A 24620-nucleotide genomic window follows, 5' to 3' on the forward strand; every position below is an offset into this window, starting at 1 on the left:
AGGGATTTTTTGAGGAACTGAATATGATCATCAAACCAAGAATTCGTGGATTTATTTGTACTACTACACACCCAGTTGGTTGTGAAGCTAACGTAAAAGAACAAATCGCTTACACCAAAGCTCAAGGCCCAATTGCAAACGCTCCAAAGCGCGTTCTAGTGGTTGGTTCTTCTAGTGGTTACGGCCTTTCTTCTCGTATCGCTGCGGCGTTCGGTGGTGGTGCAGCAACAATCGGCGTATTTTTCGAAAAACCAGGGACAGAAAGAAAGCCTGGTACAGCTGGCTTCTACAACTCTGCAGCTTTCGACAAGCTAGCGAAAGAAGAAGGCTTGTACTCGAAAAGCGTAAACGGTGACGCTTTCTCTCATGAAGCGAAGCAGAAAGTTATCGACCTAATCAAAGAAGATCTAGGCCAAATCGATATGGTTGTTTACTCACTGGCTTCTCCAGTTCGTAAGCTACCAGAAACAGGCGAACTCGTACGTTCTTCTCTAAAGCCTATCGGTGAGGCATACACATCGACAGCGGTAGACACTAACTCTGACAAGATCATTGAAGCAAGTGTTGAGCCAGCAACAGAGCAAGAAATTGCTGATACTGTTACTGTGATGGGTGGTGAAGACTGGGAACTTTGGGTCAACGCGCTATCTGACGCTGGTGTACTTGCAGACGGTTGTAAGACAGTCGCATACTCGTACATCGGTACCGAGCTAACTTGGCCAATTTACTGGGAAGGTGCGCTAGGTAAAGCGAAAATGGATCTAGACCGCGCAGCGACAGAGCTAAACGCGAAACTGTCTCAAACTGGCGGTAGCGCAAACGTTGCGGTACTTAAGTCTGTTGTAACTCAAGCAAGCTCAGCAATTCCAGTTATGCCACTGTACATCGCAATGGTATTTAAGAAGATGCGTGAAGAAGGTATTCATGAAGGCTGTATGGAACAGATCTTCCGTATGTTCTCACAGCGTCTATACAAAGCAGATGGCAGTGCAGCTGAGGTTGACGATAAGAACCGCCTACGTCTAGATGACTGGGAACTTCGTGACGACATCCAGAAGCACTGTGCTGAACTATGGCCACAAATTACGACTGAAAACTTGAAAGAACTGACGGACTACGTTGAGTACAAAGAAGAGTTCTTGAAACTATTCGGTTTTGGTATTGAAGGCGTAGACTACGAAGCTGACGTTTCAACACTCGTAGAGTTTGACGTTATCGACCTATAATCGAAAGCGATTGAACTAAAATGAATAAGGGGCGCATGATGCGCCCTTTATAGTATCTAGTGAACAGTTGTTTGCAATGAACCGTTGTCTAGGTGCCAGTAAACATCAGGAAAGAATGATGAGGATAGTACCCGCTAGAGTCATCAGGATGTTGGCTATTGCATAAGTACCAGCATAACCCAAAGCAGGAATTGTCGAGCGAGCGTGCTCGTTAACAACATCCATTGCTGGTGCACACGTTCTCGCGCCCACAATGGCACCAATAAGCAGCGCGCGGTTCATCTTAAGCACATAGTTACCAACCAAGTAGGCGAGTACAACGGGTAGTACACTGACTAAAAAAGCAATCAGAATAACCTGAGGGCCGACTTGCGTTAGGTGCTCAAACATTTTGCCACCAGCGCTTAATCCGATACCCACCATAAAGAACATAAGACCGAGATCTTTCACCATGTTCAGTGCCCCTTGCGGTACATAGCCGAAAGTAGGGTGGTTGGCACGCAAAAAGCCTAGGGTAATACCAGACAAAAGTAGGCCAACAGCATTACCTAATCCAAAGGATACTTGGCCAAAACTCATGGTGATTAGGCCAAACATAATGCCAAGGATAAAGAAGCTACAAAACGCCAACAGATCGGCCATTTGGCTATGGATCGAGATAAAACCAATTTTCTCTGCTAAGCCATGCACACGGCTCTTTTCACCACTAACCTGTAGGATATCCCCTTTAGCCAGCACGATGTTAGCGTCCATAGGCATTTCAATTTGAGCGCGAACAACGCGATTCAAGAAACAGCCATACTCTGACAAATTCAGGCTAGAGAGGCTCTTACCTGCAATGTTGTCACTTTTTACTACGATCTCTTCTTCAACAATACGTAGGTCAAGCAAGTTGCGGTCGAATACTTCTTTGCCGTTACGAAAGCTTGGATCCAAACGTGCGTGACTGTCCGGGAAGCCGACTAATGCAATTTCATCACCTTCTTGCAAGATAGCGTCACCATCTGGGTGGGCGAGGATACCGTTGCGTCGAATACGTTCAATGTAGCAACCAGTTTGACGATAAATACCCAGTTCGCGAAGGTTCTTACCATCTGTCCAATCAATCAGCTCCTGACCAACGCGGTAGGCACGAATGATCGGCAGGTACACTTTGCGCTGTCCACTGCCACCTAGCCCGCGCTCTTGCGCAATTTGCTGCGCTGAGTCGTGAAGGTTTTGCTTTTGAAGCTTTGGCAGCAGTTTCGCGAGCATGATCATGCTGATAAGACCAATCAAATAGGCCATCGCGTAACCGACCGAGAGGTTTTCAATCACTAGGTTGAAATCCATACCGCGTGGGATAGTAGCTAAACCGGAGTTCAGTGCATCTTGAGCACCTACGAGAACAGGTGTAGCAGTCAATGCCCCTGCCATTACACCAGCTGATAAGCCGTAATCTAAGCCTAGATAGTGGCTGGCGAAGTAGGTAACCGTGAGCGCGGTCACCAGGACCGTTAAGCTTAAGATCAAGTAGTGTTTGCCATCTCTGAAGAAGATACCAAAAAAGTTTGGACCGGCCTCAATACCAACACAGTAAATGAACAGCATAAACCCGATAGTCAGCGCTTCAGCGTTAAAACTGAATCCGAGGTGTCCCATGATAAGGGAGGTAATCAGCACCCCAATAGAGTTACCGAGTTGAAGGTTGCCAAAGCGAATTTTGCCAAAGGCTAAGCCAATCGCCAGAGCGACGAAGATCAGGAGAATTGGGTTTTGGTCAAGCAAGTTGACGACGTCTATGTTCACTAGTACGACTCAAACAGACAGTGTGAAAGAATGATTAAAGTGTGGCGATTGTAGCGGAAATTTTCAAAAAGATAAGTGAAATTTTTTCGGTTTTGACATTAGTTCAATTGTGGGGGGTAACAAGTTAGAAATCATAATGTTATCCAATAGGTCTTGTTTGATTTATACCAAAGGTGTTCCGAGTCGCAAAAAAGAAAGCCAGCGCAAGGCGCTGGCTTTGAAGATGATTTCGTCAACTATACTTGAGTTGACTGTATGGGCATATTAGTCGAATAGACCCAAGTTTGCTTTAGCGTAAGCTTCAAATTCAGTACAGCCACCGATGTGGTCTTGATCGATGAAAATCTGTGGCACAGTTTCTACTGGCTTACCAACCGTTTTCTCTAGGTCTGCTTTTGAGATGCCTTCTGCATGAATATCAACGTAACGATAGTTAAAATCGTCGCGTTTAGCTTTTAGCGTTTCAGCATGCTCTTTTGCACGAACACAGTAAGGACAACCAGGGCGACCAAAAATAACAACGAACATTCAATTTCTCCTTGAAGACTAAACTTTTTGCGTGAACCAGCAGTACCAAAAACAGGGGTTCATCATTTTGTTGAAAACCACTATGCCTCAAGATGAAAAGGAAATAAAGCGTCATTTGTCTCTTGATGCGATAGGTAAAACCTATCAGCACAGAAGTTGCGCAAATCTCTATGACGCTGGATGAAAACAGGGTGTGATGCTGTGCAAAAGTTGAGTATTTAATCGGGTGACATGCGCTAATTGCTTGGCATAAATCAAAAACTGTCGCCAATGAACATAGCATGCTGACGTTAGCTTTGTATGTTTGCTCTACCGAAAAGACTCGCTAAGGTTTGTTTTTCGTATTGCTGGCGGTATAGGCAATGATTCGAATAGTGAGTTGACGGTGTACCTAAAGGAATCCGGTATGTTTCAGTTTATGACTTCGAGTCGAATTATCTTTGGTGAGGGGGCGCTCCAGTCTTCTTTGTCTATCATCAATCAATTTGGTTACAGCGTACTTCTCGTGACGGGGCAAGACCGTCAGCGTGCTGAGCCAGTCATCCATTATCTTCATAATCAAAACATGCGTTATCAGCATGTCGCTATTCGTGGTGAACCGAACATTACTATGGTTGAAGAGACGGCCATTATGGGGCGTCGTTTTAAACCTGACATGGTGGTTGCCATTGGGGGAGGAAGCGTTCTCGATATGGGCAAAGCACTTGCTGCGATCATTCCTAACCAAGGAGATGTTTACGATTACGTTGAAGTGGTTGGACGCAATGTCCCTCTCAAAACCAAGCCCATTCCTATGATTGCCATTCCTACGACAGCGAGTACCGGGGCGGAAGTGACTAAAAATGCCGTGCTTAAATCGGGTCAAGATAAGGTGAAAGTCAGTTTACGAAGCCCGGATATGTTACCTGATGTAGCCATTGTGGATCCTGTGCTGACTTACGGGACTGATGTCTACACCTCTGGCCGTGGCGCTATGGACGCCTTTACCCATTTAATGGAAGCGTATGTTTGCGGAGAGCCTAATCCACTCACTGATATGGTGTGTGAAGAGGGGCTACGAAGACTTAGCTATTCGATTATTCCAGGCTGTAAGCAAGATAATCCGAAGTCACGCGCAGATCTGTCTTTTGCAGCGATGTTAGGTGGAATGGCGATTACTAACGCAAAACTCGGTGCTGCACATGGCTTGGCATCGGCATTGGGTGGAAAGATTTCTGCACCGCACAGTGTGATTACTGCTCGTCTTGCTCCTCATGTCATGATGGAAAATATTAAAGCTGCGAAGCGAGCAGGGCGCAGTGATGTGCTTAATCGCTATAGAACCATGGCGCAGTTACTTACCGGTAGAAACGATGCCAGCATTGAAGATAGCATTCAATGGGTCAACATGATCTTAGAGCGCCTGTCCTTGCCGCATCTTTCGGATTTTGGCGTGTGCGGAACCTCGTTTGAGCAAGTGGCTGCAGATGCAATGAAGTCTGTCGCCATCAAAGGTAATCCAATCCCTCTAACGGAAGACAGGCTTATCTATATCCTGAATCAAGTGTGCCAGTGTCAGTGTGATGGTCATGCTGAGTCTTCAGAAGATACGACCAATATAGAGTACCGAAATAATCCGGTAGAGACAGACTAGTCCTATTGGGTAAGCTAGAAACGGCATTAACGAAAAAGGGAGGTCAATTGACCTCCCTTTTGAGTGTTTCGGTAGAGGAGCATGAGCTCATCTGCAGACAGTGACTAGTAATAGATAGTCACTAGTAATTTGGTGCTTTGTTGTAGCGAGAATCTTTAAGCGCTTCTTTGACTCGCTTCAGGTTATCTCTAAACCCGCTACCACGACGTAAAGTAAAGCCTGTCGCAAGCACGTCAATAATCGTCATCTGTACTACGCGACTTGCCATTGGCATGTAGACGTCGGTGTCTTCTGGTACATCAACGGTAATAGACAATGAGCTAGCTTTATCCAGCGGCGAATCCTTTGCGGTAATCGCAATAACGGTCGCGCCGTTTTCACGGGCTAGGTGAGCGATTTCTACTTGGCTCTTAGTACGACCGGTATGCGAGATAAGGACGATAACGTCATTATCAGAGCAGTTGATGCAGCTCATTCGTTGCATGACCACATCTTCGTAGCACGAGATTGGGATATTGAAGCGAATAAACTTATTCTGAGCATCACGAGCGACAGACGAAGAGGCACCTAAGCCGAAGAAAGAGATGCGTTTTGCTTGAGTCAGCAAATCAACAGCTCGGTTGATTTGCATTGAGTCCAAACTGTTCTTCGCAACATCAAGACACGCCATCGTAGATTCGAAAATCTTGTGGGTGTAAGCGTCCGGACCATCGTCTTCTTCGACGTTGCGGTTCACGTAAGGTGTGCCGTTGGCAAGACTCTGTGCTAAATGCAGTTTAAAGTCTGGGAAACCTTTTGTGTCGAGTCGGCGACAAAAACGGTTTACCGTCGGCTCACTCACATCTGCCATTTTGGCAAGCGTAGCAATGCTGGAATGAATGGCGGTTTGGGGGGACGCCATAATAACTTCAGCAACTTTACGCTCAGATTTGCTGAAGTTTTCTAAATTCTTTTGGACTTTCTCTAATGTATTCATAGTGTTCACAGGGTAAAGAGAACAACTTGCTGACGCTAATTATCCGGGAGCTTATCTCTCTCATTTGTCTAAACGAAAGACCAAGTTACCGTGATATCGAGTTTTTATAATAGGTCGATCAGCGCCAACTCCATAGCCTCAGTATAAACGAAGCACTCGGTTAGCTGTAACAAAAGCTCACATGAAATCTTTAGAATATGACAGGCATCAAACAAAAAACTGGAAGAAAAAAACAATTGAGTGAAAAACGCTCACTTATTGCCAGTTTCTAGCGCAATTTTACCGTATCACTCCCACAAAACAGAAAGAAAGTTTCATAAGTGTGAGAGTGATAGTGATTTCATATAACCGAGAACGAGAAAGGTTAGTCGCAAATTTTATTGGCTAACGCGTTGAGGGCGGACGTTAATGCTGTTGCGGACTGAGCGATTTCTCGCTGCTCGTCGAGCACATTGCTTAGCACTTCTGTCGAGGTTAATGGGTTTGCCAGTACAACTCGGAACACAATGGTATCGCGACCAGACCAACGTATCGGGTTTAGTTGAGTACGAGAAACGAAAGATAAGCCAGTTTCACGTTGTTTTTTCTGAACAAACTTGGTGAGTTGGTTAAGCAGATCATGCAGCTCATCTCGGTCACGTTCTGAAGCCATTTCCAGTGCTAGCTTAACGTTTTCCGGAACATAGCGGTACGTAAGCAAACATAACTCAGGTTTACTAACGAGTTCAAAATCACTTTGTTTGTCGATTAGCTCGGCAAAGTAGCGGGCTTTTTCGATACTTTGGTTGATCAATAACTCATAACCGGGCCTACTAATGATGTGCATTGCAGCATACACCAACATCGCCATTCCTGAGCGTGATCCTTCAAGAGTATGACGCCCTAAGTCTTTCGAACCTTTACGCAAAATATACTGAGCATGGTGTTGAATGCTCTTCATTGCTTGTGGATCTTTGAACAGTACCATGCCCGCACCCATAGGGATGTAGAGCTGCTTGTGCGCATCGATAGTCACAGAGTCTGCGAGTTCAATGCCGTCTAATATAGTGCGGTATCTATCAGACATAAGTGTCGCACCACCCCAAGCGGCATCAACATGGAAATGACAAGATTCTTCAGCGCAAATCGCAGCGATTTCACGCAGTGGGTCAACATTGCCTGTTTCTGTTGTTCCGGCTACACCGATAACAGCAAATGGGTGAATGCTTTGCTGTTTGAGCTCGGCAAATTTATGCTTGAGATCTTCTGGGCAAATGCGGTTGTATTCATCAGTTTTAACGGCAACGAGACCTTGCTGTCCGATGCCGAGCAAATCAGCCGCTTTTTTTAGCGAATAGTGACCACGTTCAGAGACTAAAATGGCGAGTCCTTCATAGCCGTAGTGTTTCATGGCTTTGAACAGGCCTTGTTTCTCTACCCCTTGGAAATCGCCATCCGCTTTTAGAGCACGATTACGTGCGACCCAAAGTGCCGTTATGTTGGCAATGGTGCCACCAGAGCAAAATGCACCTAAGGAATGTTCTGAGCTGTGCATCCACTTATTGTAGAAAGGCTCCGACTCGGAATAGATCAGCTTGTGAAGCATACCGAGGACTTGACGTTCAAGTGGAGTGAAAGCTTTTGATGTTTCGATTTTCACCAAGTTCTGGTTCAGCGCGATCATGATTTTTGATAGTGGCATCAAAAAGTAGGGTAGTGCTGAAGTCATATGACCAATGAAGCTTGGAGAAGAGGTGTGTACTGAGTGCGAAACCAGGGTATCTAATAGATGTTCAGTATGCGCCGACACGAACTCTGGTTGTTCTGGAATAGCGGCACTAGAGAAGTCTTTTTCTATTTCGTGAAGGGGTTTTTCTTCAGCAACAATATGCTCTCGCAAAAACTGGTTCAAGTTTTTGGATAAACTTTCTTCAATTTGGGTAAGCGTAGAGTCAGGTCCTTCTGGGATAGTGAATATTCGAAGGAGGCTCTCAAAGCTGACATCAGCAATTTTTTGCTCAGATACCATATCGTTATCTACTATTATTCCGTTACTGCAAGCGGCACAATCTAAACCAAATGGGCGTGAATGTCTCGCAAAAAAGTCCTGTTATGCCGATTTTTTGCCGTGCCACAGGGCATTGTTACACCATTTGGTTACTTACAATGCAAAAAGCTGGCGTAACAGCCAGCTTGGTGCGAAAAGTTATACGTTGTCTCGGCTATCGATGAATCAATAGCGTTGACCTATTGATAGCTTATTACTTGCAGTCAATCGTTTCCACTTTTTGAATCGATTGATTATAGCGATTAAGCGCAGTTTCGATTTTCTTTGGGTGGCTAAGCAAATCGGCAAACGCGCTGCGTAGCTCATAATTCTGTGGGTGAGGTGCGGCTTGACGATCGGCGAAGCTCTTAGCTGCCATCTGTCCTAGCTTGTCATTACGTTGTGACAGTGTTTTAACGTCTTGCTGCTCAAGCTGAAGCCAAGTTTCTACAGATTGCTCAGTGGCCACTTTCGCTGGTTCATTGCTTAAGTAGTAGTGAACAGCTTCTCGATTCAGTTCAAAGTGATGCTTTCGGCCTTCTAAAAACCACTGGCTTACTTCATCAAGCTCAGGGTATTCGCTAGTGGTCATTTGTGCTAAGTCCTGGTACCACTGAATGGAAGCGTCGATATAAGCATCATACTTATTGGTGTAGCACTGTGTCGCATCCGCAGACATTGCGCCAAATGAAGTGCTAATCAGTGCGGCAGCAGTGAGCCATTTTTTCATTATTCTAATCCTTTGGTGGGCTAACGAGCGTGGGTTCTTATAATTATACCCAAGCAGGGCAAAATTAGCGGCTGCCTGGGAGATGTTTGCAAGCAAGAATACAGGAATAGATAGGCTTTTCCTGAGACCTACCCTGCAAGAGAAACAAAAAACAGCATCAAAACGGGCACCAATAAGCTCAAAATGAAGCCACTGACGATGGCAACGGGTACACATCTTACACCGCCGCTGCTTTGAATGATGGGTAGAGTAAAGTCCATCGCGGTTGCGCCTGCATAACCAATGGCGGTACAGGGACGTTTGCCTATCAACATAGGTATCATAATCAGTGCGACAAGTTCCCGTAGTAGCTCAATCATAAATGAAGCACCGCCGTAAACAGGGCCGAATGCATCACCAATCAATATGCCTGCGAGCGAATACCACCCAAAACCGGATGCGATGGCTAGGCCTTTATATGGAGAGATATCAAGAATAAGTGCGCCGATAATGCCGCCAACCATCGAGCTTGCCACGATGACGGCTGCAATGGTCATTCCTTGCTTGTTGACCAAAATCTGTTTGAGCGTCAATCCGCTGTTGCGAAGTTGAATGCCAATAAAGAATAGAAGGATGATCAATATCCATTCGCTGGCGGTCTCTACCCAGCCAAGCCCAATGGGAAGTAGCAGCCCGAGCACCAACCCAGAACCGACGACAGCTATTAGCTTGAGTGATTCCATTGCCATTGAAGAGAGTGGCAGTTGATTTTTTAGCTGTTCCGTTTTCAATGGCATGAGTTTGTCAATGAGAGGAAGGCAAAGGAGATTACAACCACCAATCACGATAAAGAACGTCGCGGTAACCGTGATGATGGTTTTAAAGTGACTACCAAAGTTATCGAGCGCGGCGAGACTTAGCCCCATTAAAAATAAGATGACATAAATCAGCCATGAAGTGGCTCGGTTGATGACGTCGAGTTTTTTGGTATTAGAAATAGGAAATAGGTAGCCAATACATAGCGGCGTAAAAATAAACAACATCCCTGAAAACATCGCGTTGAGCCTCTTTTGTTATCCTTAATGATCGCCGCTACTGGCTAATTGTTGACATACCTATTGGTAGAAATGGCGAGTGGCTGAACTACATACCAGTGGAATGGATGACTTCAGCAATTTTGTCCTGAAAATCTTGCTCGCTTAATGACGTTAATTGATACATCACGTCTGCACCATCTACATTAATCTCCACTTCGTGCTCTTCTAACGCATCGTGATCTTGTCTGCGGAACAGTAAAATATGGTTGGCAATGCGAGCAACGTCGAGATACGACACTTCTGGGCGCTCTATCTGCTTAACTCGGTTGGAAGCAACTTCGATAAAATCGCAGTCAAATCCCCAAGTATCAAGAACCTGTTCACTTGTTAGTGAGCAGCGTGATTGGAAAATCTGCATAGCAAGATCAGGGTTTAAGTAGTTGCCCTTTTCTATATAGAGGTGGTACTCGTTGACTAAGCAAAATAGGCCGATATCCGCGAGGAAGCCGACCAATAAGGATTTGTCTTGCTCTAGGTGCGTATACTGTTCGTTAGAAATCTCATGAAACTTTCGTGTTACCAACACCATCACAGCTGCCAACTCGCGCGACACCTTCGCACTATTGACCAATACTTCGTGGCATTCATCTGTTAAGTGAACAGAATGCTTAAGTAGTTCGATGGATTGAGCGGTCACAATATCGCGAACGCGGTAGATACCCAATCTTGAGACCGCCGTATTGAGGTCATTACAAGTGATATTACGGCGATTAAATATGACTGAGTTGGCAACTTTAAGAACGGTTGCTGCAAGTCCAGGGTCTTCTAGTAGGCACTCCGCTATGTCAGCAACACCTGTGGATTCATCGTTACAAAGAGCTTGTATCTTTAGTACGACTTCAGAGATGGGTGGGAGAGTGATTTTCCCAGTATTGATAGATTGCTCGACTAAGTCTGCAAATTCCGTTTCGAGGCTTTCGATGAACAGCTGTTGGTTCTCTGGTAGCCAATAAAAAGATAAGTGGTTCATAAATATTCGAGAGGTTAAGCGATGGAGTCAGTGTACCTGCGCCGGTCTGCAATTGACAATAAGATTAGTGATTTAAATTGGTGCAGTTGAATCGTTTGCTGTTTAGAACATCATTCAATTGCATACGCTAGTGCAATTGGTTGTGTATAGTGCTACTTTGTGAAGTGACTCGCAAATGTTTTTTGGATAACTCGCACAACTGTGACATTGAGCCAGACTTAATTTGCAATGTGAACTATTATAAAAACATATAAAAAAGCCCGGCATTTTATACCACTATAGATTGACCGAGCTGATAACAAATTTGATTTTTTTAGCTGCTATTTCTGGTGATCGATTAATCGGGGTAAAGATTAAGGATCAAAGGAAATGATAGAGCAATCTTTTTACAACTACACGACTCAATTTGGCGAATCGCAAAAACGTTCGATGTTTGGTGGCACTGGGCTCTTCAAGGACGGCGCCATGTACGCATTGATTAGTAACAGTAAAGTGTTTATCCGTGGAGGAAAGGGCTTAGACTCTAAACTTCATGGTCTACAATGCGAGAAATTTCGTCATGTGAAAAAACAATCAACTGCGACGGTAAACTATTACGACATAACCCACTTATTTGAACAGCAAGCTCCTGAGCTTAAGGATTTAGTTCAAAACTCAATCGATAACTCAGTTGATCAGCATTGCAGTAAGAACGCGGTCGAGAATCGCCGTTTGCGAGATTTGCCAAACATGCAACTCACGTTAGAGCGCATGGTCAAGAAGTCGGGTATTAAAGATGTAAAAACATTTTTGGAGCTAGGAGCACCAAGAGTGTTTAATCGAGTGAAGCGCACTTATGGCAACGATGTCGATGTTAAGTTGTTGTGGAAGTTCGCCGGTGCAGTAGATGGGGTACATTGGAAGTTAATCCAAGATCCAATGAAGCAACGTTTATTGGAGCATTGTTCACAAATAGAACAGTGATTGCTGTAGCCTAATGATTGAAATAGAAAGGGATTGATACAAAAAGAGGCCGTGTTGTTAAAACAGCGGCCTCTTTTTTCATCGCTAAGCCAGTAAATAATATTAGAACGCGAAGCGCGCTGTAAACATTAGCTGGTCACCGTAGATGTGGTTAATGCGACCTTCAAGACCTAGAGAGAATAGCTCGGTAGAGTGGAAACGGCCGTATACAGAACCCATCCAACGATCTTTGTCACCAACGTTTAAGTAGCCCGCTTTACCGCCGATTTCCAGCTGTGGACCAAGCCATTGACGTACACCCAAGTTAACTTCCATACCGGTGTCAGTTTTGTGGTGATCGCCACTGTCGTGGATGTGCGCTAGCATTTCACCAGTGAAGTCCGCCCAGTTGTTGACTGGAGCATGGAAACCAACACCACCAGAGAAGTCGTAGTCGCCTTCAAATTTAGAATCGATGCTACCAACGATATGAGCATTTGGGTGAATCGACTTACTGATAGCCGCACCAAACGTCATTGGGCTTGCACCAATTCGAGCTTCTGCGTAGTCGTAGCTGAAGTTACTCATCGTAGCTCGTTGCTCTTCTTGGTTTGCGAATGCTTGCTGCGAAGCGATAACCATCAGAGCAGCTAATAGAGTTTTGCGCATAGTGTCTCTAAACCTTTTTGTTTGAACTTAATTCCATGACCATAAGAGTGCACGTCGCTAGATGCTTATGGCAACTTAAAGTATCCCGCTATGATAAATCAAATTCCCCTTACTGCTCCAACAAAAAGTGCTTCTAACGGGGGCAAAACCTCAAAAATTGACAATGTCATACATATTTCAACCAATAATGGGGCTTTGTGTAAGGAAATGGTAATAAAAAAGGGAGCTATCAAACGCATAACTCCCTAAGTCGTGGCGATTTATTTGACTAATGTGACAATAACAGTCTCTACTCGCCAAAGTTGATGCGATTGTCTGAGATCGCATTGAATATTTGTTCTGTATCCAGCACTCTTGCCCAAGGCATTAAGTCTTGAGTATTAGCAATCATATAGTCCGTAAGCTGCTGCTTTACTACTGCTCGTAGTTCATCGCCTTTCCATGGTTTACTGATATAAAAGTCCAGACAAGCATGATTCACTGCCTCAATAGTATCTTCATGGCCAGCCTGTCCGGTAAGGAGCACTTTTTTACAGGACTTAGCGTGTTCATCTTCACTGAGTTCAATAAGGAAACTGACGCCAGTTTGCTCTGGCATGATATGGTCGCAAAGAATTAACGCTAATCTAGCCCCATCACGAGTATGTTCGGCGATCACTTCTCTCGCTTCGTCGACCGATTCAGCGCCTTCAACGATAAAGTGCTCTTCGAAATCATCCAAATCCTGCAACACACTATCGAGTACTTCGCGCTCATCATCGACACATAAAATTAGATATTCAGTCATAGTGGTGCTCCTTGGTTAGTTTCTGTTGTGTGACAGGTATGTACACGGCCATATTGGTGTATTTGCCAACTTCTGATGTCGCTTCAATCCATCCTTGATGTTGAGCCAATATTTGCTGACAGATGGACAGCCCAATCCCTAAACCGAAGTTACCTTCACGCTTGGTGGTGTAGTTAAGTTCAAAAATACGCTCGAGCTGTGCCTGAGGGATCCCGCAGCCGTTGTCAATGAACTCAAAGCAGTTGTAAAAAACATCATCTCGAGAAACTTGACTGCTGCGTATCGTGAGTTCGCCTTTCTCGGGTAGAGCATCGAGCGCATTGGATATGAGGTTGGTCCATACTTGCTGCAAAGTGATGGGCTTACAAAATATCTCAGGTAGCGATCCGTACTCTTTAATTAGGCTGTGGCGCTTGAGACGGTTTTCAAAGATAACTAACGTATCTTCAATGCCTTCATGTAAATCGACTCGCTCGTAAGATTCATTATCTTGTCTCGAATATCCTTTGAGGCTTTTGACCATATCAGCGATGCGCTGAGCACAAACTTGAATGGATCGCAGCGTGGTGCCGGTAGCTTGAAAACGTTCTAGCTTGCTAAGAGTCTCGGCAAGTTTCGCTGGGTTCGTTATGGCTTGCTTGAGCAGCGCATCGTTGTCGTGAAGGTCGAGGTTCACAAGACGCTTTGCTATGCGTCTATCGCCAATTCGTTCGTTTAGCTCTTTTGAGCGCAGTCTGAGCTCTGAGGTCGAAAGCGGTGAAGAGTGTCTGGACTGTTTGAGTACCTCAAGGCCAATATCAAATGTATTGTCTTCATGTTTGGTGTTGAGTATCTCATCGACTTTTATTGATAAGGTTTCACCGCCGCGCAAAATTGCAGACACAGGGTTATTGAGCTCGTGGGCAACGCCTGCGACGAGTTGGCCTAGCATGGCCATTTTCTCTTGTTCGATGAGTTGCTGGTGTGCCGACTCCAATGACTCCAACGTTTTCTGGAGCTCGAGTTTGGTATTAATGCTTCTTTGTAGGCGGCGGTTGAAGTGGCGCAGCAACAAGTTGGTGAATAGGGGCAATAGGTCGGTATTAGAGTGCATTACCTGAGTGAATACGGTTCGGTCGAGCTTCACTACTTTAGTTGGGGTTAACGTCATTGCAGTGGAGAAAGATTGCTCGCCAGTAACAAATGACATTCCGCCAACTATGCCACCTCTGCTATGTCTTACCACCTCTCGCTGTTGGCCGATATCGTCTTTCTTATATAAAGCAACGTGTCCTTCAACAATAAACCACAAGAATTGGTTCGATTGTCCTTCGGCGGTAAGAAGGTGTTCTGCTGAATATTGCCTAACCGCGCGTGTTTCGTCTTTTTCAGCAAAAAATGCCAATAGCGCTTCGATGACTTGTACAGCGAGCTCGTTGTCAGACAGCTCATGAAAGTCATGAATAAAGCTGGCACGATAAGAGTGCATTTTATTTTCAATATGAGCGCGCAGGATCTTTTGCTGATCAAGGACTTTTCCAAAATCAAGAAGTTGGTCTTTCTCATGGTGTACGACATATTGCGTGAGCTCTTTGACCACCGTCTTGTGCAAACTTACTTGTTCGATAGGGTAGGTTAGGCAGTGATCTAGCCGGCCTTCGTTCACTGCGTTTAAGATAGCTTGAATATCGATAGAGTCGGTTTTGCTGATGAGTATTTTCCGCGCCGACTGTGCGTGAGCGGATTGCTCCAACTGAATCAGGAACTCCCCACCATCAAAAAGACGACTGTGGCGTGCGATGACCATTGCAAGGTGCTGCCCTTGCCGGCCGATTTGCTGCACGAGATCGTGCCCCTCGGAAATCGAGGTCGCCAAATGGATGTCGAAATGCGATTGGTACAAAGATAGCTCGGTATCCAGCTTGTCGAGATTAGCGAAATCGCTATCTAAACACAGTACTGCGTATCGATTGTTTTGCGTCATTGCTCAGCTTATCTCATCAGTCATGATTGATTTTAATATATCAATAAAAAGCAGAGGGTTATGAGAAGTAGGTATGAGATTGGAGATCCTAGCGAGTTGAGTTAGACTGAATGAAATACACTTCACAAACTGTTTAAGTTATCTCTATGAATCAACTAAAGAAGTATGGCGCTATTGGCGGCGCTGTAACCTTGGTATTGTGCTGGCCTTTAGCGGTCGGGCACATAGGACAAAAAGTCGTTGAAGACGGCGTTACTCAGCTAAACAATGAAGGCGTGAGCGCCGAGATTGTCTCCTACGATCGCAGCTATTTGTCATCAGTAGTAGAAACGCGCTACCAGGTACAAGATCCTGTGTTAAAGGAGCAGCTAGAAGTCGATGGCTTGCCGACTGAGCTTGTTGTGAAAAGCGATATTAGCCATGGCTTGTTCAGCCTTTCGGCAAACTCAGTATTGGCAAATTTCCCTGATTTTCCGCTACAAATGAAGACGGTGACTCAGCTCAATGGCAACACCGAGTTTGAGATGACACTGGACAGCTGGAGTTACCAAGGCAACGAGCAGCAAACGGTTAGCATGTCGATTTCTCCGTCTGTGATCACAGGTACTGCTACAGTACTTGGCAAGATGACCTTCCAAGCCAATGTTCCTTCGATTCAACTCGATTTTGAGAATGGAGAGCAGCTACGCATTACAGATGTTGTGGGTAACGGCGTGGGAGTGAAAGAAAACGGCTTTTGGCTGGGTGAGCAAAGTGCATCGATGAAGCACTTTACCATTTTGGATCAGAACCACCAAAGTCTGTTTGATATCGATTCTATGGGGTACACCTTCAAATCGTCTCTCAATACTGAAACGGATCGCATTGATACACAGCATATTTTTGATTTGGCTCAGCTAACTTACCCTGAAGGTGGAGAGCTCAGCGATCTGAATATCGATTTTGCTCTCAATTCCTTAGATCGAGCGTCATTTGAAGGCTTGGTGGATGTGTATCAATCGAACCCGTCAATGGCACAAGCGGATATCAATGTTCTAGCACCATTAATCGAGACACTGTTCGCTCGTGGCTTCCAAGTGTCGATGAATGACATGCACTTTAAAATAGCAGAAGAAGAGTTCAAATCTAAGTGGCTATTAGAAGTACCAGAAGGGACAGACAACGTGTCTCGTGACCCAAGTGTTGTGATGCCGGCTATCCAGGGCAACATGAATGCGTACATGTCACAAGGTATGATTAATGCTCATCCGATGTTGGCTCAGGGGGTTGATGAGCTGGTGGTGATGGATATGGTTCAGCAAAAAGAAGCGGGCTACCAGTTGGATGCCAATATTGAAGCGGGTCAGTTGGTGTTTGCTAACGGTCAACGTATTCCGTTGATTGCATTATTCCTGCCCTTGCTCATGGGACAGCCGATGGGACAATAAACGCGATTAGCGTAATTTTTCACCCGTCAAAAGAAAAGAGGCCATGTGCCTCTTTTCTTGCTTTTTATCTTTTTGAAAACGTGATATTACTTGTGGCTCGATTAAGTATTTTGTTAGGAGTAATGGGGTCATGGAGCCGATGTCAGAGAACGTATTCAATTTCAGCGCAGGACCAGCTGGGTTGCCGCGAGATGTATTAAAAAAAGCGCAATCGGAGCTGCTTGATTGGAACGACTTGGGTACGTCGGTTATGGAGATCAGCCACCGAAGTAAGCCGTTTATTCAGGTTGCAGAAGAGGCGGAACAAGATTTAAGAGATCTGCTAAATATCCCTTCAAATTACAAAGTACTGTTCTGTCAGGGTGGTGCTCGTGCTCAATTCTCAGCGGTACCACTCAACCTGCTTGGCGGTAAGCGAAAGGCGACGTACATCGACGCAGGCTACTGGGCACAAAGTGCGGTAGAAGAAGCGCAAAAATACTGTACACCTATCGTACATCAGGCGAAAACTGAGATTGACGGTAAAACCGCAGTACAGCCAGTGAGTGAATGGGTGATTGACCCGGAATCGGCTTACGTCCATTTCTGTCCAAATGAGACCATCGATGGCATCGAAATTAATGAACTGCCGCAAACCGATTTACCAATCATTGCTGATATGTCTTCGACCATTTTGTCGCGCGAAATCGATGTGAGTCAGTATGGTGTCATTTATGCGGGCGCTCAAAAGAACATTGGTCCTGCCGGTATTTGTATTGCCATCGTACGTGATGATTTGCTTGAGCTTGCAAGCGACGTACTACCAACGTTCCTGAACTACAAAGTTCTCGCTGAAAAAGAGTCGATGTATAACACGCCTCCAACGTTTGCATGGTATTTATCTGGTTTGGTCTTCAAGTGGTTGAAAGAGCTGGGTGGTGTTCAAGCTATCGAGCGTATTAACCGTGAAAAAGCAGCCATTCTTTACGATTACATCGATGCGTCGCCGTTTTACAAGAACCAAGTACACAGCGACAACCGTTCACTCATGAATGTGCCATTCCAATTGGCGAAACCTGAGCTTGACGAAAAGTTCCTAGAATTGGCTGATGAACGTGGTCTGCGTGCGCTCAAAGGGCACCGTGCAGTTGGTGGTATGCGTGCATCTATTTACAACGCGATGCCGCTAGAAGGTGTGCAAGCACTCGTCGACTTTATGAAAGAGTTCGAACAGCAATACGCTTAATTGCTCGTATTTACCTTCATTTGTTAATCAAAAGCCGCGTTCATTACGCGGCTTTTTCGATCTCATTCAACAATCTTCTTCTATCTTTACCATAAAATATCCGATAACCGCTTGGTCACGGAACATGCGACTATTCATATTCTTAGTACACATTCACAGTGATAACACATTATGGATATATTAATTCTTTTCGGCTTAATAGCACTCAACGGTTTGTTTGCGATGTCGGAAATAGCGCTGGTGGCGGCTAAAGGCAGCCGACTGCGAATGCTAGCCGATCATCATGGTGCGGCGCAGGTGGCGCTAAAGCTCAAAGATGATCCGACGATTTTTCTCTCCACGATACAAATTGGTATTACTGCCATTGGTATTCTCAGCGGTATTTGGGGGGAAGCTGTGCTTTCTGCACCCATCATGCATTGGTTGGTCAGTATCGGAGTGGAACCAGAGTTAGCAAGTTTGCTTGCGACGACGGGCGTGGTATTGGTCATCACCTATTTTGCGATTGTCGTTGGTGAGTTGGTGCCAAAACGAATAGCGCAAAATAATGCAGAGCGTATTGCGTTGGTTGTTGCGTACCCAATCCATTGGTTGTCTATAGCGACCAAACCATTTGTGTTGCTGTTGACGCTGTCGACTAATTTGATGTTAAAACTGTTGGGTCAGAAGAATAATAATAGTGACACTGTCACAGAGGAAGACATTGTAGCCTTGGTCAAAGAAGGCTCTGAAAGCGGGGTGATTGAACACCAAGAGCAGGAGATGATAGCCAACTTGCTGCAACTGAATGACCGCTTTGTAACCTCATTGATGACGCCGCGATGTGACATTCACTATCTAGACATCGACCAACCACTTGCTGAAATCCTCAAAGATCTTCGTCAAACGAAACATTCAGTTTGGCCTGTCTGTCGGGGTGGTTTGGACAATTTGATTGGTACTATCTCATCAAAAGTATTGCTCGATGAGTACAGTGAACTGTCGATTGGACGTTTGGTCAAACTATTGCGTAAGCCAAGGTTTGTACCTGAATCTATGAAAGGGCTGTCACTGCTAAGCTATATGCAGCAGACGAGCTGTGAAATGACGTTCCTTGTGGATGAGTATGGTGACATTCAGGGGCTTGTGACGCATCACGATTTGCTCACCTCGATTGCCGGTGAATTAGCCATGACGACACAGCATATTTGGGCACGAAAATGCAAAGATGGCAGTTGGCAACTAGACGGCCTCATCCCAATCGCTGTTTTCAAAAGCAAGCTGAACATTAGTGAACTCGAAGGAGAGGGCAGTGAAGGCTTCCAGACACTAAATGGGTTTCTCACTTGGCTTTCGGGTCGTCTTCCTGAGGAAGGTGAAGCGATTTACTATCAACGATTCGTGTTTGAAGTGATGTCGGTTAAAAATAACCGAATTACTCAAGTCAAGGTTCACGAAGTTGTGCTTGAACAAGAGGGAGAACATTAGGCTCTATCGGGTAGATAAACAAAAGCCCTGGACAACTAACTGTGCAGGGCTTTTTTATTCATGCTAGATAGCGAGCCTAAAGGGTTGCTACGTTTTCAAGGATTACAATGTCTGATGCAGCTCGAAATAGCGACCTTTACGGCTGAGAAGCTCATCATGATGACCAAGTTCAAGTACCTCGCCATCTTCAAGCAAACAGACTTGGTCGAATGACTCTAGGCTCACTAATCGGTGAGTGATAAATACCACGGTTTTGCCGATAAACTGAGTCTCAAACAGTGCCATGATCTGTTGCTCGGTCTTTTTATCTAGACCTTCCGTTGGCTCATCCAATAGCAGTATAGGGGCATCATGCAGTAGGGCACGTGCAATACCGACACGTCGCTTTTCACCACCTGATAGCTGACGACCGCCTTCACCCAGCCAAGCGTCTAAGCCTGTTTCTTCCGTTAGATGTCCAAGATCGACGTTGACGAGCGCAGCGGTTAACTCTTCATCAGTGGCATCTGGTTTTGCCATTGAGAGGTTGTCACGTAGCGTACCATTAAGAATGTCCACTTTCTGACTGACAACGCTAGTTGATTGACGAAGCTGTGCTTCACTCCAAGATTGAATGTTCTCTCCCGCGAGTTCAATCGAACCTTTTTGGACATCCCAGTAACGTGTGATGAGCTGCAATAGTGTTGATTTGCCTGATCCCGTTTGTCCAACGACAGCAAGCTTCTGACCCGCAGGGACGTCAAGATCAATTTCTCGCAGTGCCATCTGGCTTGCACCAGGATAGCTAAAGCTTGCTTGGTTCAGTTTGATTGAGTAAGCATCGCTGTGTGCGGTGTCTTCCTGTGGGAAGATCACATCAGGTTTGGCTAGGATGACCTCGTTCAAGCGCTTCGCCGAGGTTAAGGTTTGTCCTAGGTATTGGAATGCACCCGCAATTGGCATCAGTAGCTCAAAACTTGCCATAGTTGCGAATGCCATCAAGGCGATAAGCGGATCTGGCTGGTTACCACCGACACCGTCTGCGGCAAGCCACAACATAAGAATAAGTAGCCAGCCGTTCGCTAGAATTAGTAGACCCTGTGCGAGTCCAGAGATTTTTGCGTGAATGAACTGGTTTTTAATCAGCTCATCTTGCGCGCTAAGGATAGCGTTGCGGTAACGAGACTCTGCTCCGAATAAGGTCAGCTCACTGTAACCTTGGAGCCAATCAAGCGTTTTGATGCGCAGTTCGGCTTTGTTTAGTGTCAGTGCTTCACCGTTTTTCTTACCTAGTCGATAGAATACCGTTGGCCAGATGAGCAGTAGTAGCATCAAAACTGCGCCCAGCGTCAAACCAAGATCAGCGTCAAACCAGCAAAGGACTGCGGTTAAACACAAGATGCCAAATGCGCCAACCACCATTGGGCTAATCAGTCGCAAATAAACATGATCCATGGCATCAACGTCGGCAACCAAACGGTTGAGCATGTCCGCGTCGCGAATGTTGACCGCTTTTCCAGGGATCAGTGGCGCCAGTTTCTTAAAGAAAAAGATGCGCAGATCGGTAAGCAGCTTAAAGGTAGCGTTGTGGCTAACCACACGCTCTCCCCAGCGACCAGCTGTTCTCGCCATTGCCGCGCCACGAACGCCTGCTCCAGGCAACATGTAGTTGAAGGTTTCTCTTGCTATGGTTAGGCCAGCAACGGCAGATGCCGAAATAAACCAACCAGAAAGCGTTAGCAGACCAATGGAGGCAAACAAGGTACAAAATGCCAATACCATGCCAAGCGATAGGCCAAACCAGTGCTTTTTATATAATTTCAAATAAGGGAGTAGGTCACGCATCTAGATTCCCCTTATCTTGGGATTTGGCGGAGTGGTGTGCCGACAACATGCTTTGGAACAGCCCTGACTGTTTGGCTAGCGCATCATAGTTGCCTTGCTGCTCAATTTGACCTTGATTCATCACTAAGATGGAATCGACATCTTTAAGTTGAGAAAGCTGGTGGGTAACCATTAGGGTTGTTTTGCCGGCCGTGGAAGCATGTAGCCCTTGAGTCACTAATCGTTCACTCTTTGCATCTAGACTTGCTGTTGGTTCATCAAGTAACCAGAATCGGCCGTTTTGAACCATAGCACGTGCCAGAGCCAATCGTTGCGCCTGACCAACTGACAGACCACCTGAGCGATCTGTTACCTGATAATTGAGACCATGCTTTTCGACAAACTCAGCAGAGAAAGAGGCCAGAAGCGCATCATTCACTTGAGTATCGCTAACGTTTGGATTACCCAAAGTCACGTTGTCTAAGATAGAACCATGCAGCAGCATAGGGTTTTGACCGACCCAACTAATGGCATCACGCCATGTTGACTGGTCTACCTCTTTAAGCTCAATGTTGTTGACTTTTAGTGACCCTTGGTAAGGCAAAAATCCTAAAATTGCATTGATTAGGCTAGTTTTACCTGCGCCGCTAGGCCCAACCAATGCGGTTGCCTGATTAGCATTGAGAGTAAACGAAATAGGCCCCACAAGTTTAGTGCCATCTGGACTAAAGACTTCTAGGTGTTCAGCTTGAATGGTCACCGCTTGTTTAGCATCAAGCTTAGTGTTGCCATTTGGCAGTGCAGGCACTTCAAGCTCTAGAAACTCGACAATGCTTTCTGCTGCACCAACTGCTTGGGCTTTAGCGTGGTAGAAGGTGCCAAGATCGCGTAGCGGTTGATAAAACTCAGGTGCGAGGATCAAGATAAAGAGACCCGCGAACAGCGTTACGCCTAAACCATAGTGGCCAAAGTTCAGTTCACCGATATAGCTAAAGCCAAAATACACAGCGGTGATAGCGATAGAGATTGAGGTGAAAAATTCAAGAACGGCAGAAGAGAGGAACGCGAGACGCAGTACATCCATAGTGCGCTTGCGAAAAACTTCTGAAGCGCCATGCAGCACTTCGGTTTCTGCTTTAGTACGGTTGAATAGGCGGATTGTTGTCATGGACTGCAAGCGGTCATAAAAGTGACCAGATAGGCGTTGCAGAGCCTTGAAGTTTTTTCGGTTAGCATCCGCTGCTTTCATTCCCACTAGCGCCATAAACATAGGAACTAATGGAGCCGTGACCAAGAAAATAAGCCCCGCTGCCCAGTTTATTGGGAAGACAACGATCAAAATGATAAAGGGAACGGCAACTGCGAGAGACATCTGTGGAAGGTACTTAGAGAAGAACTCTTGCATTTCTTCTACTTGTTCAAGAACCAGCGTTGCCCAGGTTCCTGCAGGTTTACCTTTGATGTAGCTAGGACCAAGCTGTCTTAGCTTGTCGAGTATGAGCTGACGAATATAAATCCGGATTTGTTCACCACATCTGAATCCAGCAATTTCTCTGCCCCAAGCACAAGCCGCGCGGCCAGCAACGGCGACCATTAGGCCGGCAAAATGTGGGATCAGTTCGTGTTTATCGACTTGATCGATAATAAGTTGATGAAGGATGGTGGCGATGAGCGCAGCTTGCGCCAAAAGGAACAGACTTGAAAGAACGCCGAGCCCTATTGCAATCATAAGCCAGCGCTTGGCAAGCTTACTTTGCTGTTTGAGCCACTTATTCAAGCTCAGTTGTTTTTTCTTATCCATGTAGAAGGCTTAATGAGTATTATTATTAGTAGAACCAGCGATTATACAAAAAGAAACCCAGAGGGGGTACCTATGGGTTTTCAATTTTCGATATTGGTATGCTGATAGGAGGTGAGAGCGACTTATGACTCTTCCGCGTCTAGGAATCGCTCTGCATCAAGTGCAGCCATACAGCCAGTACCAGCTGAGGTAATTGCTTGGCGGTAGTTATGATCCATCACATCACCTGCGGCATAGATGCCAGGAATACTGGTTTGGGTTGCGTTGCCATTGAGGCCTGATTGTACCACGATGTAACCGTTGTTCATCTCTAGCTGGCCTTCAAAAAGCGCCGTGTTTGGTTGGTGACCAATCGCAATAAATGCGCCCATGACATCGACCTTTTCAACAAGATCGGATTGGGTGTCTTTAATACGAACGCCTGTTACACCCATATCATCACCCACCACTTCTTCAAGAGTACGGTCTGTGTGAAGGATGATGTTGCCATTTTCGACTTTGTCCATTAAACGCTTCACCAAAATCTTTTCTGCGCGGAAGCTATCACGGCGATGCACTAAGTGCACTTCTGATGCAATATTGGAAAGATATAAAGCTTCTTCAACGGCTGTATTGCCACCACCAACGACCGCCACTTTTTGGTTGCGGTAGAAGAAACCATCGCAAGTTGCGCAAGCCGATACGCCGCGGCCTTTGAATGCTTCTTCAGAGTCCAGACCCAAATATTTCGCTGATGCACCCGTTGAGATAATAACTGCATCTGCCGTGTAGCTTTGGCTGTCACCAAATAGCTTGAAAGGACGTTCGCTAAAGTCCACGTTATTGATGTGATCGAAGATAATTTCAGTGTCGAACTTCTCTGCGTGGGCTTGCATGCGCTCCATGAGTAGAGGGCCGGTCAGGCCTTCCGCATCACCAGGCCAGTTTTCGACTTCTGTCGTTGTTGTAAGCTGTCCACCTTGCTGCATGCCAGTAACTAATACAGGTTCAAGGTTAGCGCGAGCCGCATAAACTGCAGCGGTATAACCAGCAGGGCCTGAACCTAGGATCAGCAATTTACAGTGTTTTGTGTCAGCCATAGTTTTATCTCACTTTCTCAATTCTTATCAACATCAGTAATGGATGTAGCTTTGCTTCCTAATATATTGGGGTTAGGGGGCAGGAATCAACACTAGATTTGTGCTGTCTGTTGTTATTTTGCTCACTCAGTTAGATAAACGCAGTCGAGAGGCGCGGATTGTCTCTGGTTTTGTAAGTAGCCTTATTTTTGATGTGGTTTAACTCTCTGTTAATCTGTATTTTATTAGTGCTTTGTACTGAAAGTTGATGCAAAAGATCATCGAAAGATACATAACTCTGGCCTGCTGTTTTTGAGGGTAATTTTGACCTAGTGAAGTGTTCTATATTTTGGAGTGCTCAATATCAATGAGCGGTGTTATACACTAATAAATTAAAGCTGTATGGGTTATTATTTCTTATTGTTGTTTGAATTGGATTTAAGCGCTGTAAAAAGTTGATCTGGCAGAATGATTGGTATTTAATGGTTTGTAAATAAAATGTAAACAAAAGATGTTGCAGCATAA

19 protein-coding genes are annotated in these 24620 nt (G+C 45.4%); 6 read left to right on the top strand and 13 right to left on the bottom strand.

The window, feature by feature from the left end; all coding sequences use genetic code 11:
* Positions 1 to 23 precede the first annotated feature (23 nt).
* Complete coding sequence (gene fabV / locus PG915_RS07665) at positions 24 to 1226, top strand: enoyl-ACP reductase FabV (RefSeq protein ID WP_353498586.1); 1203 nt, start codon at positions 24 to 26, stop codon at positions 1224 to 1226.
* A 105-nt stretch (positions 1227 to 1331) separates the two neighbouring features.
* Here fabV and PG915_RS07670 read toward each other — a convergent pair whose 3' ends face one another.
* Positions 1332 to 3014 carry an aspartate:alanine antiporter gene (locus tag PG915_RS07670; RefSeq protein ID WP_353498587.1) on the bottom strand — a complete coding sequence of 561 codons (1683 nt, stop codon included), beginning with the start codon at positions 3012 to 3014 and terminating at the stop codon, positions 1332 to 1334.
* A 264-nt stretch (positions 3015 to 3278) separates the two neighbouring features.
* Complete coding sequence (locus tag PG915_RS07675; protein WP_353498588.1) at positions 3279 to 3542, bottom strand: GrxA family glutaredoxin; 264 nt, start codon at positions 3540 to 3542, stop codon at positions 3279 to 3281.
* Positions 3543 to 3948: 406 nt separating this feature from the next.
* Between PG915_RS07675 and PG915_RS07680 the strand changes: the two genes are divergently transcribed.
* Entirely contained in the window at positions 3949 to 5175 is a 1227-nt protein-coding gene (locus tag PG915_RS07680; protein ID WP_353498589.1) for an iron-containing alcohol dehydrogenase, read from the top strand.
* A gap of 121 nt (positions 5176 to 5296) precedes the next feature.
* Here PG915_RS07680 and PG915_RS07685 read toward each other — a convergent pair whose 3' ends face one another.
* The 5 genes from PG915_RS07685 to PG915_RS07705 all read right to left on the bottom strand — a co-directional run bounded on the left by PG915_RS07685 (position 5297) and on the right by PG915_RS07705 (position 10953).
* A complete protein-coding gene (locus PG915_RS07685) occupies positions 5297 to 6151 on the bottom strand; it encodes a MurR/RpiR family transcriptional regulator (protein WP_353498590.1) in 855 nt (284 codons plus the stop codon).
* A gap of 364 nt (positions 6152 to 6515) precedes the next feature.
* On the bottom strand, positions 6516 to 8159 hold the full coding sequence (gene panP, locus PG915_RS07690) for a pyridoxal-dependent aspartate 1-decarboxylase PanP (RefSeq protein WP_353498591.1): 1644 nt from the start codon (positions 8157 to 8159) through the stop codon (positions 6516 to 6518).
* Between the two features lie 232 nt (positions 8160 to 8391).
* Positions 8392 to 8907 (bottom strand): hypothetical protein, encoded by a 516-nt coding sequence (locus tag PG915_RS07695; protein ID WP_353498592.1) that lies wholly within the window; start codon positions 8905 to 8907, stop codon positions 8392 to 8394.
* A gap of 128 nt (positions 8908 to 9035) precedes the next feature.
* On the bottom strand, positions 9036 to 9941 hold the full coding sequence (locus PG915_RS07700; RefSeq protein WP_353498593.1) for a lysine exporter LysO family protein: 906 nt from the start codon (positions 9939 to 9941) through the stop codon (positions 9036 to 9038).
* Positions 9942 to 10029: 88 nt separating this feature from the next.
* Positions 10030 to 10953 (bottom strand): HDOD domain-containing protein, encoded by a 924-nt coding sequence (locus tag PG915_RS07705; RefSeq protein WP_353498594.1) that lies wholly within the window; start codon positions 10951 to 10953, stop codon positions 10030 to 10032.
* Between the two features lie 369 nt (positions 10954 to 11322).
* On the opposite strand from PG915_RS07705, the gene PG915_RS07710 reads away from it, so the two are divergent.
* Positions 11323 to 11916, top strand: a complete 594-nt coding sequence (locus tag PG915_RS07710; RefSeq protein WP_353498595.1) for a TfoX/Sxy family DNA transformation protein — start codon at positions 11323 to 11325, stop codon at positions 11914 to 11916.
* Positions 11917 to 12018: 102 nt separating this feature from the next.
* Here PG915_RS07710 and PG915_RS07715 read toward each other — a convergent pair whose 3' ends face one another.
* From PG915_RS07715 to PG915_RS07725, 3 genes are all read right to left on the bottom strand, one after another.
* Positions 12019 to 12564 carry a hypothetical protein gene (locus tag PG915_RS07715; RefSeq protein ID WP_353498596.1) on the bottom strand — a complete coding sequence of 182 codons (546 nt, stop codon included), beginning with the start codon at positions 12562 to 12564 and terminating at the stop codon, positions 12019 to 12021.
* Positions 12565 to 12853: 289 nt separating this feature from the next.
* Complete coding sequence (locus PG915_RS07720) at positions 12854 to 13351, bottom strand: response regulator (protein WP_353498597.1); 498 nt, start codon at positions 13349 to 13351, stop codon at positions 12854 to 12856.
* The gene (locus tag PG915_RS07725) at positions 13344 to 15314 is read right to left on the bottom strand and encodes an ATP-binding protein (RefSeq protein WP_353498598.1); all 1971 of its coding nucleotides are present in this window, start codon (positions 15312 to 15314) and stop codon (positions 13344 to 13346) included. Before PG915_RS07725 ends, PG915_RS07720 begins: the two co-directional genes overlap by 8 nt.
* A gap of 146 nt (positions 15315 to 15460) precedes the next feature.
* Here PG915_RS07725 and PG915_RS07730 point away from each other — a divergent pair, with 146 nt between their 5' ends.
* The 3 genes from PG915_RS07730 to PG915_RS07740 all read left to right on the top strand — a co-directional run bounded on the left by PG915_RS07730 (position 15461) and on the right by PG915_RS07740 (position 19433).
* A complete protein-coding gene (locus PG915_RS07730; protein WP_353498599.1) occupies positions 15461 to 16741 on the top strand; it encodes a DUF945 family protein in 1281 nt (426 codons plus the stop codon).
* A 130-nt stretch (positions 16742 to 16871) separates the two neighbouring features.
* Positions 16872 to 17966: a 3-phosphoserine/phosphohydroxythreonine transaminase gene (serC, locus tag PG915_RS07735; RefSeq protein ID WP_353498600.1), complete on the top strand. Its 1095-nt coding sequence runs from the start codon at positions 16872 to 16874 to the stop codon at positions 17964 to 17966.
* Positions 17967 to 18137: 171 nt separating this feature from the next.
* The gene (locus PG915_RS07740) at positions 18138 to 19433 is read left to right on the top strand and encodes a hemolysin family protein (protein ID WP_353498601.1); all 1296 of its coding nucleotides are present in this window, start codon (positions 18138 to 18140) and stop codon (positions 19431 to 19433) included.
* A gap of 102 nt (positions 19434 to 19535) precedes the next feature.
* On the opposite strand, the gene cydC is transcribed toward PG915_RS07740, so the two are convergent.
* The 3 genes from cydC to trxB all read right to left on the bottom strand — a co-directional run bounded on the left by cydC (position 19536) and on the right by trxB (position 24116).
* Positions 19536 to 21257 (bottom strand): heme ABC transporter ATP-binding protein/permease CydC, encoded by a 1722-nt coding sequence (cydC, locus tag PG915_RS07745; RefSeq protein WP_353498602.1) that lies wholly within the window; start codon positions 21255 to 21257, stop codon positions 19536 to 19538.
* Positions 21250 to 23037, bottom strand: a complete 1788-nt coding sequence (gene cydD / locus PG915_RS07750) for a heme ABC transporter permease/ATP-binding protein CydD (RefSeq protein ID WP_353498603.1) — start codon at positions 23035 to 23037, stop codon at positions 21250 to 21252. The genes cydC and cydD overlap by 8 nt, the downstream gene beginning before the upstream one ends.
* Before the next feature lie 122 nt (positions 23038 to 23159).
* Positions 23160 to 24116, bottom strand: coding sequence for a thioredoxin-disulfide reductase (gene trxB, locus PG915_RS07755; protein ID WP_353498604.1), 957 nt, complete (start codon positions 24114 to 24116; stop codon positions 23160 to 23162).
* Positions 24117 to 24620: the final 504 nt, after the last annotated feature.

The organism is Vibrio sp. CB1-14 (assembly GCF_040412085.2).
Lineage (GTDB): Bacteria > Pseudomonadota > Gammaproteobacteria > Enterobacterales > Vibrionaceae > Vibrio > Vibrio chaetopteri.

Bases quoted from the DNA above. Each gene is read 5' to 3' on its own strand.
- fabV (WP_353498586.1), top strand. From the start codon at position 24: ATGATCATCAAACCAAGAATTCGTGGATTTATTTGTACTACTACACAC.
- PG915_RS07675 (WP_353498588.1), bottom strand. From the start codon at position 3,542: ATGTTCGTTGTTATTTTTGGTCGCCCTGGTTGTCCTTACTGTGTTCGT.
- PG915_RS07680 (WP_353498589.1), top strand. From the start codon at position 3,949: ATGTTTCAGTTTATGACTTCGAGTCGAATTATCTTTGGTGAGGGGGCG.
- PG915_RS07685 (WP_353498590.1), bottom strand. From the start codon at position 6,151: ATGAATACATTAGAGAAAGTCCAAAAGAATTTAGAAAACTTCAGCAAA.
- panP (WP_353498591.1), bottom strand. From the start codon at position 8,159: ATGGTATCTGAGCAAAAAATTGCTGATGTCAGCTTTGAGAGCCTCCTT.
- PG915_RS07695 (WP_353498592.1), bottom strand. From the start codon at position 8,907: ATGAAAAAATGGCTCACTGCTGCCGCACTGATTAGCACTTCATTTGGC.
- PG915_RS07700 (WP_353498593.1), bottom strand. From the start codon at position 9,941: ATGTTTTCAGGGATGTTGTTTATTTTTACGCCGCTATGTATTGGCTAC.
- PG915_RS07705 (WP_353498594.1), bottom strand. From the start codon at position 10,953: ATGAACCACTTATCTTTTTATTGGCTACCAGAGAACCAACAGCTGTTC.
- PG915_RS07710 (WP_353498595.1), top strand. From the start codon at position 11,323: ATGATAGAGCAATCTTTTTACAACTACACGACTCAATTTGGCGAATCG.
- PG915_RS07715 (WP_353498596.1), bottom strand. From the start codon at position 12,564: ATGCGCAAAACTCTATTAGCTGCTCTGATGGTTATCGCTTCGCAGCAA.
- PG915_RS07720 (WP_353498597.1), bottom strand. From the start codon at position 13,351: ATGACTGAATATCTAATTTTATGTGTCGATGATGAGCGCGAAGTACTC.
- PG915_RS07725 (WP_353498598.1), bottom strand. From the start codon at position 15,314: ATGACGCAAAACAATCGATACGCAGTACTGTGTTTAGATAGCGATTTC.
- PG915_RS07730 (WP_353498599.1), top strand. From the start codon at position 15,461: ATGAATCAACTAAAGAAGTATGGCGCTATTGGCGGCGCTGTAACCTTG.
- serC (WP_353498600.1), top strand. From the start codon at position 16,872: ATGGAGCCGATGTCAGAGAACGTATTCAATTTCAGCGCAGGACCAGCT.
- PG915_RS07740 (WP_353498601.1), top strand. From the start codon at position 18,138: ATGGATATATTAATTCTTTTCGGCTTAATAGCACTCAACGGTTTGTTT.
- cydC (WP_353498602.1), bottom strand. From the start codon at position 21,257: ATGCGTGACCTACTCCCTTATTTGAAATTATATAAAAAGCACTGGTTT.
- cydD (WP_353498603.1), bottom strand. From the start codon at position 23,037: ATGGATAAGAAAAAACAACTGAGCTTGAATAAGTGGCTCAAACAGCAA.
- trxB (WP_353498604.1), bottom strand. From the start codon at position 24,116: ATGGCTGACACAAAACACTGTAAATTGCTGATCCTAGGTTCAGGCCCT.